Source organism: Edaphosphingomonas haloaromaticamans, from assembly GCF_001853345.1.
GTDB classification, from domain to species: domain Bacteria; phylum Pseudomonadota; class Alphaproteobacteria; order Sphingomonadales; family Sphingomonadaceae; genus Sphingomonas_E; species Sphingomonas_E fennica.
Map to the genome: position 1 here is coordinate 690063 of NZ_MIPT01000001.1, position 17314 is coordinate 707376.

At 61.4% G+C, this 17314-nt stretch carries 14 protein-coding genes; 10 read left to right on the plus strand and 4 right to left on the minus strand.

From position 1 onward, the window contains the following. Window positions 1-34 precede the first annotated feature (34 nt). From paoC to paoA, 3 genes are read right to left on the minus strand one after another with little or no spacing between them, the layout of a single operon-like run. A complete protein-coding gene (gene paoC, locus BHE75_RS03165) occupies window positions 35-2227 on the minus strand; it encodes an aldehyde oxidoreductase molybdenum-binding subunit PaoC (protein WP_070932342.1) in 2193 nt (730 codons plus the stop codon). 3 nt (window positions 2228-2230) lie between these two features. Beyond that, entirely contained in the window at window positions 2231-3181 is a 951-nt protein-coding gene (locus BHE75_RS03170; RefSeq protein WP_070932344.1) for an FAD binding domain-containing protein, read from the minus strand. Continuing rightward, a complete protein-coding gene (gene paoA / locus BHE75_RS03175; protein WP_070932346.1) occupies window positions 3178-3813 on the minus strand; it encodes an aldehyde dehydrogenase iron-sulfur subunit PaoA in 636 nt (211 codons plus the stop codon). The genes BHE75_RS03170 and paoA overlap by 4 nt, the downstream gene beginning before the upstream one ends. 701 nt (window positions 3814-4514) lie before the next feature. Between paoA and BHE75_RS03180 the strand changes: the two genes are divergently transcribed. From BHE75_RS03180 to BHE75_RS03210, 7 genes are all read left to right on the plus strand, one after another. Next, entirely contained in the window at window positions 4515-6767 is a 2253-nt protein-coding gene (locus BHE75_RS03180; protein WP_191225135.1) for a TonB-dependent receptor, read from the plus strand. Between the two features lie 97 nt (window positions 6768-6864). Continuing rightward, window positions 6865-8247: a nucleobase:cation symporter-2 family protein gene (locus BHE75_RS03185; protein ID WP_070932350.1), complete on the plus strand. Its 1383-nt coding sequence runs from the start codon at window positions 6865-6867 to the stop codon at window positions 8245-8247. A 16-nt stretch (window positions 8248-8263) separates the two neighbouring features. Continuing rightward, on the plus strand, window positions 8264-9337 hold the full coding sequence (locus BHE75_RS03190) for a nucleoside hydrolase (protein WP_070932352.1): 1074 nt from the start codon (window positions 8264-8266) through the stop codon (window positions 9335-9337). Beyond that, entirely contained in the window at window positions 9318-9737 is a 420-nt protein-coding gene (locus tag BHE75_RS23885) for a hypothetical protein (RefSeq protein WP_139181621.1), read from the plus strand. Before BHE75_RS03190 ends, BHE75_RS23885 begins: the two co-directional genes overlap by 20 nt. A gap of 71 nt (window positions 9738-9808) precedes the next feature. After that, the gene (locus BHE75_RS03200) at window positions 9809-11044 is read left to right on the plus strand and encodes a phosphopentomutase (protein WP_070932356.1); all 1236 of its coding nucleotides are present in this window, start codon (window positions 9809-9811) and stop codon (window positions 11042-11044) included. 153 nt (window positions 11045-11197) lie between these two features. Then, a complete protein-coding gene (locus BHE75_RS03205; RefSeq protein WP_139181622.1) occupies window positions 11198-12175 on the plus strand; it encodes an XdhC family protein in 978 nt (325 codons plus the stop codon). Window positions 12176-12677: 502 nt separating this feature from the next. Next, a complete protein-coding gene (locus BHE75_RS03210; RefSeq protein ID WP_191225136.1) occupies window positions 12678-13946 on the plus strand; it encodes a nucleoside deaminase in 1269 nt (422 codons plus the stop codon). A gap of 61 nt (window positions 13947-14007) precedes the next feature. On the opposite strand, the gene BHE75_RS03215 is transcribed toward BHE75_RS03210, so the two are convergent. Next, window positions 14008-14916 (minus strand): LysR family transcriptional regulator, encoded by a 909-nt coding sequence (locus BHE75_RS03215; protein WP_070932360.1) that lies wholly within the window; start codon window positions 14914-14916, stop codon window positions 14008-14010. A gap of 242 nt (window positions 14917-15158) precedes the next feature. On the opposite strand from BHE75_RS03215, the gene BHE75_RS03220 reads away from it, so the two are divergent. Genes BHE75_RS03220 through BHE75_RS03230 form a run of 3 tightly spaced genes read left to right on the plus strand, consistent with a single transcriptional unit; the run spans window position 15159 to window position 17263 of the window. Beyond that, a complete protein-coding gene (locus tag BHE75_RS03220) occupies window positions 15159-15893 on the plus strand; it encodes an ABC transporter ATP-binding protein (RefSeq protein WP_191225137.1) in 735 nt (244 codons plus the stop codon). Continuing rightward, window positions 15883-16680 carry an ABC transporter permease gene (locus tag BHE75_RS03225; protein ID WP_191225138.1) on the plus strand — a complete coding sequence of 266 codons (798 nt, stop codon included), beginning with the start codon at window positions 15883-15885 and terminating at the stop codon, window positions 16678-16680. Before BHE75_RS03220 ends, BHE75_RS03225 begins: the two co-directional genes overlap by 11 nt. Window positions 16681-16714: 34 nt before the next feature. Further along, entirely contained in the window at window positions 16715-17263 is a 549-nt protein-coding gene (locus tag BHE75_RS03230; RefSeq protein WP_070932363.1) for an ABC transporter substrate-binding protein, read from the plus strand. Window positions 17264-17314 lie beyond the last annotated feature (51 nt).

Below are 17314 nucleotides of genomic sequence, written 5' to 3' on the forward strand. Positions count from 1 at the left end.
GGGCGATCGACCGATCCTAAGTTGGCGCGGACGGTCAGACCGAAAGGGGCATCCCGGCGATCAGCTTGTCGAGCGTGACGGGATAATCGCGCACGCGCACGCCGGTGGCGTTGTAGATCGCGTTGGCGATGGCCGCGCCCACGCCGCACAGGCCCAGCTCGCCCACGCCCTTGGCTTTCATCGGCGAGGATATGGGATCGACCTCGTCGAGGAAGATCACTTCCTGGTGCGGGATATCGGCATGGACGGGCACCTCATAGCCGGCAAGGTCGTGGTTGACGAAGAAGCCGAAGCGCTTGTCGACCGCCAGCTCCTCCATCAGCGCCGCGCCCACCCCCATCGTCATCGCGCCGATCACCTGGCTGCGCGCGGACTTGGGGTTGAGGATGCGGCCGGCGGCGCACACCGCCAGCATCCGGCGCACCCGCGTCTCGCCGGTGAAGCGGTCGACCCCCACCTCGACGAAGTGGCTGGCGAAGGTCGACTGCTGATATTTGCGGTGGAGATCGCCATATTCGATCAGGTCTTCCGCCGCGATCGGCCCGTCGCGGGCGGCATCCGCCAGCGGCACCGATCGATTGCCGCTGGTGACGCGCCCGTCCGCGAAATCCGCGTCCGCGTTGAAGCCCAGCTTCTGGGCCACCGCCTCGCGCAGCTTCACGCAGGCGGCATAGACGCCCGCCGTCGCATTGTTGGCGCCCCATTGCCCGCCCGATCCGGCCGAAACGGGGAAGTCGGAATCGCCGAGCTTCACCACCACCCTGCCGATATCCACGCCCATCATCTCCGCCGCCGTCTGGGCGATGATGGTGTAGGTGCCGGTGCCGATATCGGTCATGTCGGTTTCCACCGTGACGCGGCCGTCGGTTTCCAGCCGCACCCGCGCGGCGGATTTCTGCAGCAGGTTGTTGCGGAAGCCCGCCGCCACCCCCATGCCCACCAGCCAGCGCCCGTCCCGAACCGCGCCCGGCGTGGCGTTGCGCCTGCTCCAGCCGAAGCGCTCCGCCCCCTGGCGCAGGCAGGCGACGAGCTGGCGCTGGGAAAAGGGGCGTTCCGGCTTTTCGGGATCGACCTGGGTATCGTTGAGGATGCGGAATTCGATCGGGTCCATGCCCAGTTTTTCCGCCATCTCGTCGATGGCGACTTCCAGCGCCATCAGCCCCGGCGCCTCGCCGGGCGCGCGCATGGCATTCGCCTCGGGCAGGTCCAGCACCGCAAGGCGCAGCCGGGTCATCCGGTTGGCGCCGGCATAAAGCAGCCGCGTCTGCTGCACCGCCGTTTCCGGCCCGCCACCGGGTAGATCGCCGGACCAGCTTTCATGGCCGATCGCCGTGATCCTGCCGTCCTTCGTCGCGCCGATGCGGATGCGCTGGATGGTTGCGGGGCGATGGGTGGTGTTGTTCGCCATCATCGGCCGGGCGAGCGCCACCTTCACCGGCCGTCCCGCCGCCTTGGCGCCGAGCGCGGCCAGCACGGCATCGGCGCGGACGAACAGCTTCCCGCCGAAGCCGCCGCCGATATAGGGCGAATCCAGCCGCACATTTTCCGGCGCGATGCCCAGGTTCCGCGCGACATCGCCCTTGCCCCAGTTGATCATCTGGTTCGATGTCCAGAGCGTCAGCCTGTCGCCCTCCCAGGCGGCGATGGAGGCGTGCGGCTCCATCATCGCATGGCTTTCGTCAGGCGTCCGATATTCGGCGTCGAGCTGGACGGGCGCCGCGGCAAAGGCACCGGCGAAATCGCCCACCAGCGAATCCTCGTCGCCCTTAGGCATGGTGGCGGCATCCTTCGCGGCCGCAAGGTCGAACGCGCCCTTGGTCCGGGCATAATCCACCCGCACCAGATGCGCGGCGGCGCGCGCCTGCTCGAACGTCTCCGCGACGACCAGCGCCACCGCCTGATGATAATGCTCCACCTCCGGCCCGGCGATCAGCCGGGCGGTGTTCATCTGGCCCTTGCCGAGCTTGCCGGCATTGCCGGCGGTGACGATCGCGAGCACGCCCGGCGCGGCCTTCGCCTCGGCCAGGTCGATCGCCACGATCCGCCCCTTGGCGATCGCCGCGCCCACCACATGGCCATAGGCCTGGTTGGGGATCACGTCGTGCCGCTCATAGGCATAAGGGGCCGTGCCGGTGGTCTTCAGCTTGCCGTCGATGCGGTCCAGCGGGCGGCCCACCACCTTGCCGCGATCGATCGGGTTGGCGCCTGCCGGGGTCTCGAACTTCATGGCTCAGGCCCTCGCTTCGTCGATCGCCGCGGCGATGGTGCGTTCGGCCAGCGGCAGCTTGAAGGCATTGTCGCGGGTGGGCCGGGCACCGGCGAGCAGCCCGGCGGCGACCGCCTTCGCGCCGCGCGGCAGTTCCGCCTCGGCCGCTTCCACCCGCCACGGCTTGTGCGCCACGCCGCCCAGCGCGACGCGGCCGCTGCCGTCGCGCTGGATCACGGCGGCAACCGATACCAAGGCGAAGGCGTAGGAGGCGCGGTCGCGGACCTTCCGGTAGATATGCCGTCCGCCCGGCGGCTTCGGCAAGGTCACGGCGGTTATCAGCTCGCCGGCTTCCAGCGCGGTCTCGATATGCGGCGTGTCGCCGGGCAGGCGATGGAAGTCCGCGATCGGGATGGCGCGGGTCGTGCCGTCCGGCTTCACGGTCTCCACCGTCGCATCCAGCAGCCGCATCGCCACGGCCATGTCGCTGGGGTGCGTCGCGATACAGGCCTCGCTCACCCCGATCACGCCAAGCTGGCGGCTGAACCCGCCGATCGCCGCGCAGCCGCTGCCCGGCCGGCGCTTGTTGCACGGCTGGTTGGTGTCGTAGAAATAGGGGCAACGGGTCCGCTGCAGCAGGTTGCCGGCCGTCGTCGCCTTGTTGCGTAGCTGGCCCGATGCCCCGGCCAGCAGCGCCCGGCTCAGCACCGCATAATCGCGGCGCACCCTCTTGTCGGCGGCGAGTTCGGTATTGCGCACCAGCGCACCGATGCGCAGCCCGCCGTCTCCGGCCGGCTCGATCCGGTCGAGCCCGACACCGTTGACGTCGATCAGGTGGGCCGGCGCCTCGATCTGCAGCTTCATCAGGTCCAGCAGGTTGGTGCCGCCGGCGATGAAGCTCGCGCCCGGCGTGCGCGCGGCGGCCCCGGCGGCTTCGGCGGGGGTGGCGGCGCGTTCGTAGGTGAAGGGTTTCATGCCTTCACCCCCGCGACTTCAGCCATCGCCTCGGCGATGTTGGAATAGGCGCCGCAGCGGCAGATATTGCCGCTCATCCGTTCGCGCAGTTCCATGTTGGTCGCCCTGGGGCGGGCAGTGAGGTCGGCCGAGACATGGCTGGGAATGCCGGCCTTGATCTCGTCGAGCACCGCGACGGCGGAGCAGATTTGCCCCGGCGTGCAATAGCCGCACTGATAGCCGTCATGCTTGATGAAGGCCGCCTGCATGGGGTGCAGGGCCTCCGGCGTGCCGAGGCCCTCGATCGTCGTGATCCGGTCGCCCTCGTGCATCACCGCCAGCGTCAGGCAGGAATTGATCCGCCGCCCGTCGACGATCACCGTGCAGGCGCCGCACTGGCCGTGATCGCAACCCTTCTTGGTGCCGGCGAGGCGGAGATGCTCGCGCAGCGCATCGAGCAGCGTCGTGCGCGTGTCGAGCTCCAGCGCATGCTCGCGCCCGTTCACCACGAAAGCCACCCTGGCCATCGCCGGCGAAGGCGGGGCGGGCGGCTGCGCCTCCGCCGTCACGGGCACGGCCGTCGCCGCCACGGACGCGGCGCTACCCACCAGCACGGTCCTGCGCGTGAGCTCCAGATCGTCCGCTTCCAGCATGATCCGCCCTCATCTTCGTCGCCAATTCCCGGGATCCGACCCGTTCCAAACGCGGCCGGACGCGGATTGTGCCCGCCCGCCGACATCTGCGACGTGCGATACAGGCGCGCGACCGAATCCACCGGATACGCGATCTTGGCCCATCCGCACGCGCGAAGCATGTATCAAAATGTCGATCGGGGAGAGGGCGCGTGCACGCGCCGAGAGGGTTGCCCCAGGACAGCTCTTAGACGTTTCCAGCGTTATCTGGAAAATGGTGCCCCAAGCAGGACGAAAGCGACGAATATGAAGCGCCGCTTCTACTACGCTAGAACTGCCGAATATCGCTGGGAATAGCAGGTCACCGCCTTCGCGCGGCCTGTGACGCCATGCACGGACCTAGTCTGCGAATCCGCCCGCTTCAAAGCAGCGCTCCGGCAGGAGACGTGGCACCTTTTTACCCATGTGACCGCAAATGATTTGACGGAACCTTATGGGACCGCAGATGCGCACGTACGGAGCAGCGCGCTAATAATTCGCGCAATCCGCGCCCAATATGCTGCTTCTCTGGCCGCTACCGTTGCGATACCCAAATTACAGCGAGAGAAGCGGTCCCGACGGCTGAACGTCGTTGCACGAGCCGCGCGAATTTCCGGGCAGGATCAAAGACTTCGCTGGGCGCGCTGGCGCCGTTGCTGATACATATAATGGGGGCTAACGGTATGAAAAATTTCAGAGGGTTTCTCGGTGCGGGCGTTGCCTCGCTGTGCATTCTTCCGGCCGCTGCGGGCGCGCAGGAGGCTGCGGGGACGGCCGAGGGGGGCAACGAGATCATAGTCACAGCCCAGCGCCGCGAGGCCCGACTGCTCGACGTGCCCATTGCAGTGGCCGCCATTTCGGCCAATACGTTGCAGAAGTCAGGTTTCACCAATGCGCAGGACATCCAGTATCTAACGCCCAGCCTGCAGGTGAACCGCGCCGGTTCGGAAGTCTTCCAGGTACGTGGCGTCGGCACGCCGATCACCGGTTATTATCTGGAGCAATCAGTCGGTGTCGTCGTCGACGGCGTGCCCATCGCGTTGCCGAGCGACATCGGTCTTGGCGCCTTGCCCGACGTGGCGCAGATCGAGGTGCTGCGTGGGCCACAAGGGACGCTGTTCGGCAAGAATGCGTCCGCTGGCCTCGTCAATATCACCACCCGGCAACCAACCTTCGACGCTGTCTCCACCGACGGGCGCATCTCCTATGGTTCGCGGAGCGACATGCGGGTGGCCACGAACCTCAACATGCCGCTGGGCGAGACGGTCGCGGCGCTCGTTTCGGGCGCGTACCAGCACCAGGACGGGTTCATCGACAATCTCTACACCGGCAAGCGCCTAGGCGACTACACCGACCGCGCCGTGCGCGCCAAGCTGCTGTGGAAGCCCAGCGCGACCTTCGAGGCACGCCTGAGCGGCGACTACCAAGAGCGCAGCGGCAGCGATCCGGCCTATGTCTACACCTTCCGCAGCTATGGTCCCAGCGCCCCGGCCAACGGCTACGGATCGGGTGCCGACCCGTACAACATCACCCCCGGCGCGGACAACACGACCGTCGCGCAGGATTCAGACACGTACTTCTCGTCGCGTCGCGGCGGCGGCGCACTGACGCTCACCTACAAGCCGGGCGACTTCACCATCACGTCCATCACCGCCTATCGCAAGGTGAAGACAAGATACCAGACCGATAATGACGGCGGCCCGTTGGAGGTCAGCCTCAGCCCGAACTGGTCGAACGCACACCAGTTTAGCCAGGAACTGCGCGTCGAGGCGCCGAAGAACGATGTGATCGACGTCCAGGGGGGCGTGTTCTACTACCATCGCAAGGGCGAGCAGTTCTTCCAGACTCACGGCACGTTCTACCGCACCCTGCCTGCAGGCACAGAGTATTACTCCTACTCGGGCGGCCTCCAGCACGACCAGGCTATGAACGAGAACTACGCCGTGTTCGGCGATGCGACCTGGCACATCCTGCCGGGCCTCAACCTGGAGGCGGGCGGTCGCTATACGCATGATACCGTCTCGGCGGACTACTCGGTAGCCCCGATTGCGGGTTATACTGTGCTGGGCGCCGCAATCCCGGCGAACGGCTATCACGACCGCTACGGCAACGACGACTTCTCGTATCGCGGCTCGCTGCAGTACAAGCTCACGCCGGACCTCATGACGTACATAAGCTATGCGCGCGGATATAAAGGGCCAGGCTTCGCGGGCACCAATGCCGCGCTGGTGCGCATCAAGCCAGAGATCGTGAAGTCGGTCGAAGGCGGGATCAAGGCGAGTCTGTTCGACCGCATGCTGACCACCAACCTCTCGGTGTTCTACTCGAAGTTCCTCAACTTCCAGACCCAGGCGCTCGACCCGGTCACCAAGATCGTGTCGCTGACCAACGCGGGCGCGCAACGCACACAGGGTGTGGAACTGGAAGTCACCGCGCGCCCGATCGAGGGGCTGAATCTTTCGGGCAACCTGTCCTACACCGATGCCAAGTTCACCGACTATCGCGCCGCCTGCTATGTCGGCCAGACGGCGGCTCAGGGTTGCGTGCCCGCCTCGGGCGGTTCGGCAGCCTACTACCAGGCGGACGGGGTTTCACTGCCCCTGACTGGCAAGTGGAGCTACACGCTGGCGGGCGGCTACAACCGTCCGGTCGGCGGCGGCAAGATGATCGAGGTAAACGCCAACCTCTTCTACAAGAGTTCGGCCCTGTCCTCGCTCGATCCTGGCACGCTTATTCCTGCCTACACCATCGTCAATGGCAACATCGGCTTCGGCGCGGAGGACGGCACCTGGAAGCTCAGCCTGTTCGCCCGCAACCTGTTCGACAAATATTTCGTCGCCAAAATCACCCATGCTTTCACCGACGGCTATCTGAACACCCCCACCGCCGAGGCGCGGCGCACGATCGGCGTGCAGTTCTCCTGGGCGGTGCATTGACATGACGGCGGCATGGGGTCGGCGCATTGTCTCTCTGTGCCGTACCCCTGATTTTTCCGACGAGGAGGCTCCGCCCCGGCGGCGAGAGGACGGCATAATGAGCGATGCCGCTGCCGTTCCCCGCCCCGGCGGCATCGCTTCGGCTTTCATCCATCCCGTCAATCAAATACCGCCGCTGCGACGGCTGGCCGTGCTCGCCTTCCAGCACGTGCTGGTGATGTACGCAGGCGCGATCACGGTGCCGCTGATCATCGGGCGCGCGCTCAATCTCGATGCCCAGGCGATGACGCTGCTAGTTAATGCCGACCTCGTTTCCTGCGGCATCGCCACCCTCGTCCAGACGCTGGGGCTTGGCCGCGTGGTGGGCATCCGCCTGCCGATCATGATGGGAGTCACTTTCGCCTCGGTCAGCCCGATGCTGGCGCTGATCGCCAGCGGCAACGCGATGGGGCAGGCGCCGGCGATCACGCTATCGACGATCTACGGATCGGTGATCGTCGCCGGACTGTTCGGGCTGCTGGCCGCGCCCGTGGTCGGACGCATGGCACGGCTGTTCCCCTCGGTGGTGACCGGGACCGTGATCCTGATGATGGGTCTCTCGCTAATGCGCGTGGGGGTCGATTGGGCCGCAGGCGGGCAGTCGAACGATCCCGGCTACGGCATGCCCGGCAACCTGCTGCTGGCGCTGACCACGCTGGTCGTCGTGCTGCTGCTGATGCGCTTCGGCAAGGGCTTGGTGCGCAGCGGCGCAGTGCTGCTGGGGGCGGTGATCGGCACGGTGATCGCGATGATCTTCGGCCAGACCGACTTTTCCGACGTCGCGCAATCCCACTGGTTCGCCGTCGTCCAGCCGTTCCAGTTCGGCATGCCGCGTTTCGATCTGTCCATGTCGCTGGCAATGTGTCTGGTGATGACGACCGTACTGGTCGAATCGTTCGGCATGTTCCTGGCTGCGGGCGAACTTGTCGATTGCCCCGCCGACCGCCCCGCGCTGGTGCGCGGCCTGCGCGCCGATGCGTTGGGCACGCTAATCGGCGGCGTGTTCAACACCTTTCCCTATACCTCCTACGCCCAGAACATCGGCCTCCTGAGCGTCACCGGTATCCGTTCGCGCTTCGTGTGCGCGGCGGGCGGGGTGATCCTGCTCGCCTTCGGACTGTGTCCCAAGCTGGCGGCAGTGGTCGCCGCCGTACCGGTCTCGGTGCTGGGCGGTGCGGGGCTGATCATGTTCGGGATGATTGCGGCATCGGGCGTGCGCATACTCGGCTCGGTCGAGATAACCTCCGCGCGGCTGCTGACGATCGCGGTGTCGATCGCGGTCGGGCTGATCCCGGTGCTTTCGGAGCGCTTCTTCCAGCACGTCCCCGCCGCCCTCGCGCCGATCACCCATTCGGGCATCGTGCTGACGACGATCTCGGCGGTACTGCTCAACCTCTTCTTCGGCAAGGATGCTTCTGACGCCGAACACGTAATTCCCTGAACGCAGAGACCACGCGATGAAAGTTGCCTCCATCCTTTTCGCCACGCTGCTGCTCTCGACGGTCGCAACGCCTGCCCCAGCCGCAACCAAGCCTGCCACACCCAAGCAGTTGGTGATCGTCGACAACGACTTCGGTGTACCCGTAAGCGGCATCCAGGCGGTCCCCGCGATCACGGATCCCTCGGTCGAGGTGCTNGGCATCACGNCGCTGTTCGGCGACAGCTACGTCCCCGACGACACCACCCACCTGCTGCGCTTCCTTGAGATCATCGGCCGCGCCGACATTCCCGTTCACGCCGGGGCCGACCGCCCGCTGGTGCGCAGCAAGTCCGAACTCCTCGCGTGGGAGCGGCTGCACGGCATCTTCCCGTGGAAGGGCGCGTGGAACGAGCCGCAGCCCGGCCATGCCGCCGTCGGGCCGAACGACATCCAGCCGATGGTCGCGGGCGAGACCAAGCTCAAGGCCGCGCCCGGCCATGCCGTCGCGTTCCTGATTGATCAGGTCCGCAAACATCCAGGGCAGGTGTCGATCGTCGCCGCCGGGCCTCTCACCAATCTCGCGCTGGCGCAGCGCCTCGATCCCACGTTCGCTGCCAACGTGAAGCGGCTGGTGATCATGGGCGGGCTGGTCGACAACAACCTCAAGCAGGTGACCGACGACGCCAATTTCTACAACGACTTTAACTTCAAGGCCGACCCGGAAGCGGCGGACATCGTGATGACCTCGGACTTCCCTAGCATCACCATCGTCGGCAACGTCACCAACAAGACCCGCCTGACGCCCGAACTGCTCGCCCGGATCACGGCGGTGAAGACGCCTCTGTCCGACTATTACGCGAAGTATTCGCTCAAGGGCCTGCCCCTGTGGGACGAACTGGCGGCGGCGATCTTCGTCGACCCGACGTTAATCACCCGCTCGACCAAGGCTTACATGCGCGTCGATACCGACCACGGCATGAACTATGGCACCGCCCACGTCTGGCCCGAGGCGACCCGCCCCCATCAGGGCGAGCATCTGGTCGAGATCGTCGAGGATATCGATCCAGTTCGATTCAAGGACATGATGATCAATGCTCTCCAATCGCGGTGATGAAGAGATGATATGCTCATCTCCTTCGGCCAGTGTCGCTAACAAATTAGGCGCACCTTGCCGGCCGGGATTTGGGTGCATCCACAGCCAATTCCAAGCCGCTGGTACGCCGCCTGTTGTCGATGCCTACTGCGCTGACCTGAATGGAAAACTGTTTTGGAAGGGGCATGCGCTGTCGTCAGTCGATCCCTACTTGCCGATTCCAGGCTATTCGGTGGCCAATCTCAATATCAGCGTTTGCACTGACAACAGCACGTGGCGTGTGGGAATTTTCGCTCGGAATGTCTTCGACAAATACCGCATCGCAAAGATCGACAGAATTTTCGACGGCTATTTGAACACTCCGGCAACGGACGCAAGACGCAGCGATGGCGGGCATCTGAGCTTCTGGTTCCGGTAAAGATTTCGAATCTTTCATGGGGTGGTGTCGCAGAAGGATGCCCCCCTCCTCACTTTGGATTGGGATATTTCATGCGCGCCATTCTCTGTGTCCTGGACTCGCTGGGTGTAGGAGAAGCTCCGGATGCCGCCTCGTTTGGCGACACTGGTGCCAACACTTTCGGGCACATTGTTCGCGCCTGCTCTTCGGGGCAGGGCGACCGAGAGGGGTTCCGTGAAGGACCGATCATGATCCCCAATCTGATCGAATTGGGTCTTGGCCTTGCGGCTGAAGCGGCTGGAGGTCCATTGCCTCTACAACGACCCAAAAAAGCTACGGGACTTTTCGGATTTGCCGCGGAGCTGAGCCGCGGCAAGGATACCCCGAGCGGCCACTGGGAAATGCTCGGCCTTCCAGTGGAATTCGATTGGGGCTTCTTTCCTAAGACTGTGCCAGCGATGCCAAATGATTTCACCGATGCCCTAATCATGGAAGCAGACCTTCCTGGCATTCTCGGCAATTGCCATGCGTCGGGCACGGAGATTGTCGCCGAACTGGGCGAAACGCACGTGCGCTCTGGCTGTCCGATCGTATACACCTCTGCTGACTCCGTGGTGCAGATCGCCGCTCATGAAGAGCATTTCGGGTTGGAGCGTCTCTACGAGGTGTGCGGAATAGCTCGCTCGATTGCCGACCGATGGAACATCGGGAGGGTGATCGCTCGCCCCTTCATCGGAAGCAGCGCACAGGGCTTCCAACGCACAATAAATCGCCGGGATCTCGTCACACCCCCACACGGTCCGACGCTATTGGACATGGCACAGGCCGCCGGTCACGAAACGATCTCGATCGGCAAGGTGGGTGATATCTTCGGCCATCGCGGGATTAGCACATCTCTCAAGGCGGGAAGGAACGCCTCCGTTCTGGACGTCCTAATGAAGGAAATGCAGCGCGCGCCCGACGGCGCCTTGATTATCGCCAACTTCAACGACTTCGACACCCTATTTGGACATCGTCGGGACGTCCCAGGATACGCTCGCGCCCTGGAGCGATTCGATCAAGATTTGCCTACCCTCTTGGCTTGTATGAGAGACGACGACATTCTGATTCTTTCGGCGGACCATGGCTGCGACCCCACATACCCCGGAAGCGATCACACCCGAGAGTTTGTGCCGATCATAGCAACCGGGCCAAAAATCAAGCCTGGAGATATCGGCCAGCGTGAAACCTTCGCCGACATAGGCCAATCCCTAGCCTCCCATCTCGGGCTCTCTCCCCTCTCGGTTGGAGTCAACTTCCTCCCCAAGGGAGATCACGGAGAGCTGTGACCTTTCTTCAGGCAGCGCAATCATGACATCTCCTTCTTCTAATATCGACAGGATCATTGGCGCAGCGCTCGCGTGGGCGGTCTTTATCTCCGGCCTCAGCTATTCCGTCTATAGGGCTTGGACGTCTTCGCGACGCGCCGAACGAGGCATGGCGTGAACGAACATGTCCACGCCATGAAGAATAATTCCGCCAAGGGTCGAACTGAAGGTCATGAGGCTACTGGATTGTCTCGCATACTCGATGACAGGCATCGCATCGAACTGGACGAACAGGAGAACCTAGCCGGCGATGATCAACATGCCTTAAGGCACGCGGCGATCGCGCCGGCCGCCCTCTGCACGATCGTCGGAATAGACGGCAGCTTCTCCCGCCGTTGTGGCGCCCAACTTGCCATCGGCCAAGACGGCGGGATTGTCGGCAGCCTCGCCGACAGTTGCCTCGAGGCCGAACTCGCTAACCAAGCCAGCATCGCCTGGTCTGAAGGAAAAGCTCGGTTGCTGCGTTATGGGAGGGGCTCGCCATACATCGATATTCGCTTGCCCTGCGGCGGCGGACTGGATGTCCTCATCGATCCTTTTCCCGACCAACGATCCTTGCAGGAGGCTGTGGACCGGATCGACGCTCGGGCCGTCACGGGTATCAAACTTGCGCTTCCCGAACATGCGTCGCCGGGATTATTGACCACACGATGTTATTTACCGCCGCTGCGCATCGCCATATTGGGAGCGGGTCCGGAATGCTGGGCACTTAAAAAGCTCGCGGCCGCCTTCGGTATCGATGCGATCGTGCTTGGCCCGGAAACCGGCCTTGCACTCGGAAGGGAACCTACCTCTCTCCGCGTCGATCGTTGGACGGCTCTCGTGATGCTATTCCATGACCACGATTGGGAAGATGCTTTGCTGAAGTGGGCGCTGCAGACGCCCGCATTCTTCATCGGAGCGCAGGGAGGAGCAGGCGTGCGTGAGGCGCGGCGCCGCCGATTGGTCGAAGCAGGCTATGGCTTGGGTGAAATCGCGCGGATCAACGGCCCAATCGGCGTGATCCCCCATGCCAGGGATCCGGGGGTGCTGGCATTATCAGTCCTTGCGCAAGTGGTCGACGCCTATCAAGCGCTGCATCCCCACCCGTAGGCTATTGGAAAGCGGTAAAATCCCCTATCTGACGTTGGAGCGATGCCGCACTTTGACGGATGAGGCGGCGCTTTCGATCTGCTCGTTTCGAACGCGGCTTGTGCAGCGTTGGTCTCGCCCCAAGTCGTACAAGATCACGTCGTCAATCGGATCGGTGTCTACGCAAGTGCGGTCGTATGCACCGTCAGCAAATAGATGCTTGGTTCAGAGCCATTGTTTAGCAGCGGACGCGACGATCGCTTGAGCGTCAGGCCTGTCGGAGACGCCGGCGGCGGTAAGATTGACCATGAGCATCCCAGAACCGTAAGATATTGCTTCGCTTTAGGAGCTTCCGTGTCAGGCGCTAAGACGTCATAGACGCCGCGTGACAATTTCGAGCAGTCGATTTCTTCGAGCAGGTCGCGCTCAAAACTGTTCTAGCCCTCCGTCGCGCCCTTTGCTCTCCTTGAGGAAGGAGGCCCTGTGGGGAATCCCTTGGGCGTGCATTTATGAGGAGATGGAAATGGCATCGGAGAAGGCGACAATCAGTTCAGTCGATGAAGCCGCCAAGCTCTCAGCGGAACAAGCTATCATTGCCTATTGCAGCGGCACATTCAGTGTCGGTGGCATCATGGTAGCCAAGGATGGAACCATCGTTAAGCAGATGCACAATGCCGTAATCGTCGATGGATTTCCCCACGATCCAACCGCGCACGGCGAGAGGCAAATGGTCGACTGGTACTATCAGCAGATATATGGTGGCGTGATGCTCCCGCCGCCGGAGGATCTCACCATAGTGACTTCCCTAGATCCGTGTTGCATGTGTACCGGCGCAATTCTCACCGCTGGTTTTCGGGCTGTTACGGTTGCCGAAGATAATACCTCCGGTATCAATTTCGACAGTTCAGATACGTTCAATACGCTGCCATCGGTACTCCGACCCCAAGCCAAGGCGACATTTTCCTACCCCGCTATCGGTGGAGAGACCTGCTTTGCCCGGCCAAGCAAAGGCGCTTCTATCTTGTTCCCGGTGGGCGATGGGGTGATCGATGACCAGACCGCTGCACTTTGCGAGGTTATCTTTGATGATACGCTGCAGACTGTGCGTGACGATATCAATCATGATCTTCCACCCGACAAGCTCAAAAACATCGCCGATCTGCCAGAGGATAACTATATTCGAAAAGCCGTTTCTGACGTTGATGAAAGGGCGCTACAATATGAATTCCATGGAGAAGCCCAGCCACGCGATCAGGTAGCATTTGCGAATGCAATGGCCGACACGATGCGACAAGATCATGCCAATGGAGGGCCGGGCGAGGCCATAGCACTTATAGACCCCTTTGATAACTTTCTCTTCATGACCTCTGGGGCCTTGAATGTCAGCAAGATAATGACGGCCTTCATGATCCTCACTCGCGGTTATGCGAAGCTAAGGTACACTCTTCATCAGGCGCATCAGGCCGATCCCGACCAGTACCCAGAAGATCCACTCGAATATCTCGCTCATCCGAAGTATTGTAGATTCTTAACGGCCCTTAGCCCCAACGAGTCCAGCCAAAGCTACATGGGACTCGGTGCCTACGGCTCTACCATGGAGGGCCCCTTCGACACAGTGAAGCAATATCAGTACGCTGTGCCTCGCATATCGCAATCGGCCATTGATGCAATAACTCAGGGCATGCCGCCGCTTTACAGCCAAATAATCAAAGTCAAATTGAGCGAGATAGAAGGGGTCGGATTCTTCCGGCAAATAATTCAAGATACTTGGATTTCATTGGGAGGCGGATAATTTATATTGAGGAGGACTGCGAAACCCCGCCATTTCGTGACTGCACGAGGGAAGTCACTGCCTAACTTTCTTGTAAATTTCTCAGCTCTTCCTTGAGAATTTCAATGAATACACTCGTGTAGATAGACGGCGACTTCCCCCGGGCGATCATCAGCGCCACGATGGAGGGCTTAACGATCCCCGGGGCCATAGGCGTCCATGCAAGCTTTCCTTCCTCTACGTCTTGCTTGACGCCAAGAGACGATAGGAATGCAATGCCCAAGCCAGCTCTGACAAGCGATTTCAGCATTCCCGGACGTTCGGCTCGGGCGACTACACGACGAGCCGTGGCATCCTGGGCGAAGAGATCTTCCAATCCGCTATGCCGAAGCCAGTCATCACCCGGCGCAATAATTGGAAATGCGGCACAATCCGCCAACGAAATTCTATCTAATTTGCTCAAAGGATGATCAAGTGTGGTTACGACACCGATATCAGACGTGATAGTATATATTATGTCAGCGCGCCTACTTGCCTTTGCATCATAGGCAAGAACGATGTCCGCTTCCTTGGCAAGTAATTCAGATGTGATCCGATAATTGTCGCCCGATATAAGCGAAAAGTCGACAAGCGGAAAGCGGACTTGGAGCGCACTCATGGCATGGGGCAGCACTTGCTCCGTCAGGCTCTCGGCGGCCGCTATCCGGATCGTACCCCGGATACCACCCCGCAGCCCGCCGATCTCTTGCTTGAGCGCGATCGCCTCCCGGTTCCATCGACGGACATATCCTAAGACCGCCTCACCAGCGGCGGTTGCCCTTATTCCCCTCGGAAGACGTACGAACAGCTCAACACCGAGTTCATGTTCAAGCTGAAGAAGTTGTCGATTCACGGCGGAAGACGCGACATGCAGGTTGTCCGCAGCCTTTCGGATCGAACCATCCTTCACCGCTTGATCGAAATACAGCAACGCCGTTCGGATCATTGCCATCGACGATTCCCTTCTTTCATTCCGCTGCTAAAATTCGAGCACTTTGTCGCAAAAATGCTGCTGGTGCGAAAGGGCGAAAATGCTTCATTATCGTGAGCATGTTTAGTGCGGATCGGTCACGATGCGCGCGGAGCTATGTGTGTGAGCTACAAATGGGGGCGCTAGTGCAGTCTGATTCCGTCTCAAATATCGCTCCCACTTCTTCATCGGCGGTTCCTGCGGTAGCGCTAAGGCATGTGTCGATGTCCTTTGAAGGACGCAGCGGTCCCGTCCAAGCGCTGTCGGAAGTCAACCTCGAAATTCAGCAAAGAGAGATTGTTTCTATCGTCGGCAGAAGCGGCTGTGGAAAGTCAACGCTGCTCCGGATCATTAGTGGTCTGGCTAAATCATCGGGAGGGCACCTGTCGATTATGGGAACAACCACCGAGGATTATCAGCGCCATACCAAATTCGGCTTTGTCTTCCAGGAGGCCGGGCTCTTTCCATGGAAGACCGTTCTTCAGAACATCCTCTTGCCTCTCGACATTGCAGAAATCGGCCAGCCACATACACGCCTTGATCGTGCGCGATCGCTGCTTGACATGATGCGGCTTGGCGATTTCGCCAATCACTATCCGGCTCAGCTTTCGGGCGGCATGCGCCAGCGCATCTCGATTGCTAGGGCGATCTCCTACGAGCCGGAGATCCTGCTCATGGACGAGCCGTTCGGTGCTCTCGACGATTTCACGCGCCGTGAAATCCATGATGAGCTGATTCGGATATGGAGCAGGCGGCCAATGACGATCATCCTCGTCACCCATTCACTCCCGGAAGCACTGCATCTGTCGGATCGGATCGTCATCATGGCGCCACGGCCGGGCAGGGTTCGAGAGATCGTGGCGGTGCTCAACCCGCGTCAGGCAAGCGGACGGGGCCAGCATGGAGAGAACTACCTCGCCCAGCTCGACCAACTCGAGGCGTCGATCCATGCGGCCTGAGCAGTCCGCCTTTATGCCGCGCTTTGCATCGCAACTCCGAAGTTCCGCGCCAGCGTTCGCCCTGTTCCTGTCAGTCGGCGTAGCGTGGGAACTGATCGTCCGCACCTTCAATATCGCAACCTACCTTCTGCCGGCGCCTAGCGCGATCCTGACGAAGATGATCGAAGCGCGTGCGATGCTCTTTCAGAATCTCGTTTCGACGATGGCGGCAAGCATGGCCGGCTTCCTGATCGGTACCCTTCTAGCGATCCTGACCGCGGTGGTTTTTCTCTATTCGCGGACGCTGGAACGTGCGCTCTTCCCATGGGCGCTTATCATCAAGGCGGTTCCAATCCTGGCGATTGCGCCACTGCTTACCATATGGCTTGGTTTTGGGCTCGCACCGAAAATCGCGATCTCGGCTATCGCATGCTATTTCCCGGTTCTCGTCAACGCAGCAAAGGGCTTGAGGACGGTCGGACGCCCGGCAATGGAGTTTCTAGCCATAGTCGGAGCGAGCAAACGCCAGAGTTTTTTCCATGCCCGCTGGTTCGCGGCGCTCCCTTACATCTTCGCCGCAGCGAAGATCAGTTCAAGCACCGCAGTAATCGGCGCCATCGTCGCAGAGTTCACAGGAGCAAATCTCGGCATCGGAACGGTAATCGTCACAGCCGGCTATCAGCAAGACACCACCATGCTTTTCTCAGCAATCGTGATCTCTTCCATAGCCACGATCATCCTCTTCTACATCGTGGTTCTGGCGGAAAAACTCTGCCTCTATTGGCCTGAAGCGCAGGCGGAAGATTGATGGTCTGGCAAGTTCTCGGCGGGGCGCATCGGATATGAGCCGCTATCGCAAGCTCGGCCTGACCGCCCTCGCATTGGCGTTTCTGATTGCGATGGGACTGGCGCTGCGCGCGACCGAGATGGCCGGCGTCCGATCGGGCGCGAATGGCAAAGCAATCTCGCTCCGGTTGCCCTGGCTCATCAACGCGCAGGCTGCTGGCTATATCATGGCCAGAGAGAAGGGATTTTATCGACAAGTCGGCCTCGATGTCGACATCCTGCCCGGCGGGCCAAACCTGAATTCCGCCGCATTGGTGGCCTCAGGAGCCAATACCTTTGGCACCAACGATATTGGGAACATCATTCTTGGCGTCAGCCAAGGGATGGACCTCAGGATCATTGGCGCCTGCTTTCAACGCTATCCCGTTGGCGTCATTTCACTAGCGAAGTCGCAGATACATACTCCTCAGGATCTGGTCGGCCGAACGCTAGCCTATAATGAGGGTGGCCCATGGACGTTCATCAAAGCCATGCTGGCGAAGCAGAAAGTATCTCTGAGAGCCCGATCGGAAATTAAGTTGAGTGGTATCAGCAGGTTAGCTTGACGGCTGAGCCTGTCGTTGATTCAGGGGTTTCGCCAAAAACTGCCGTGGATT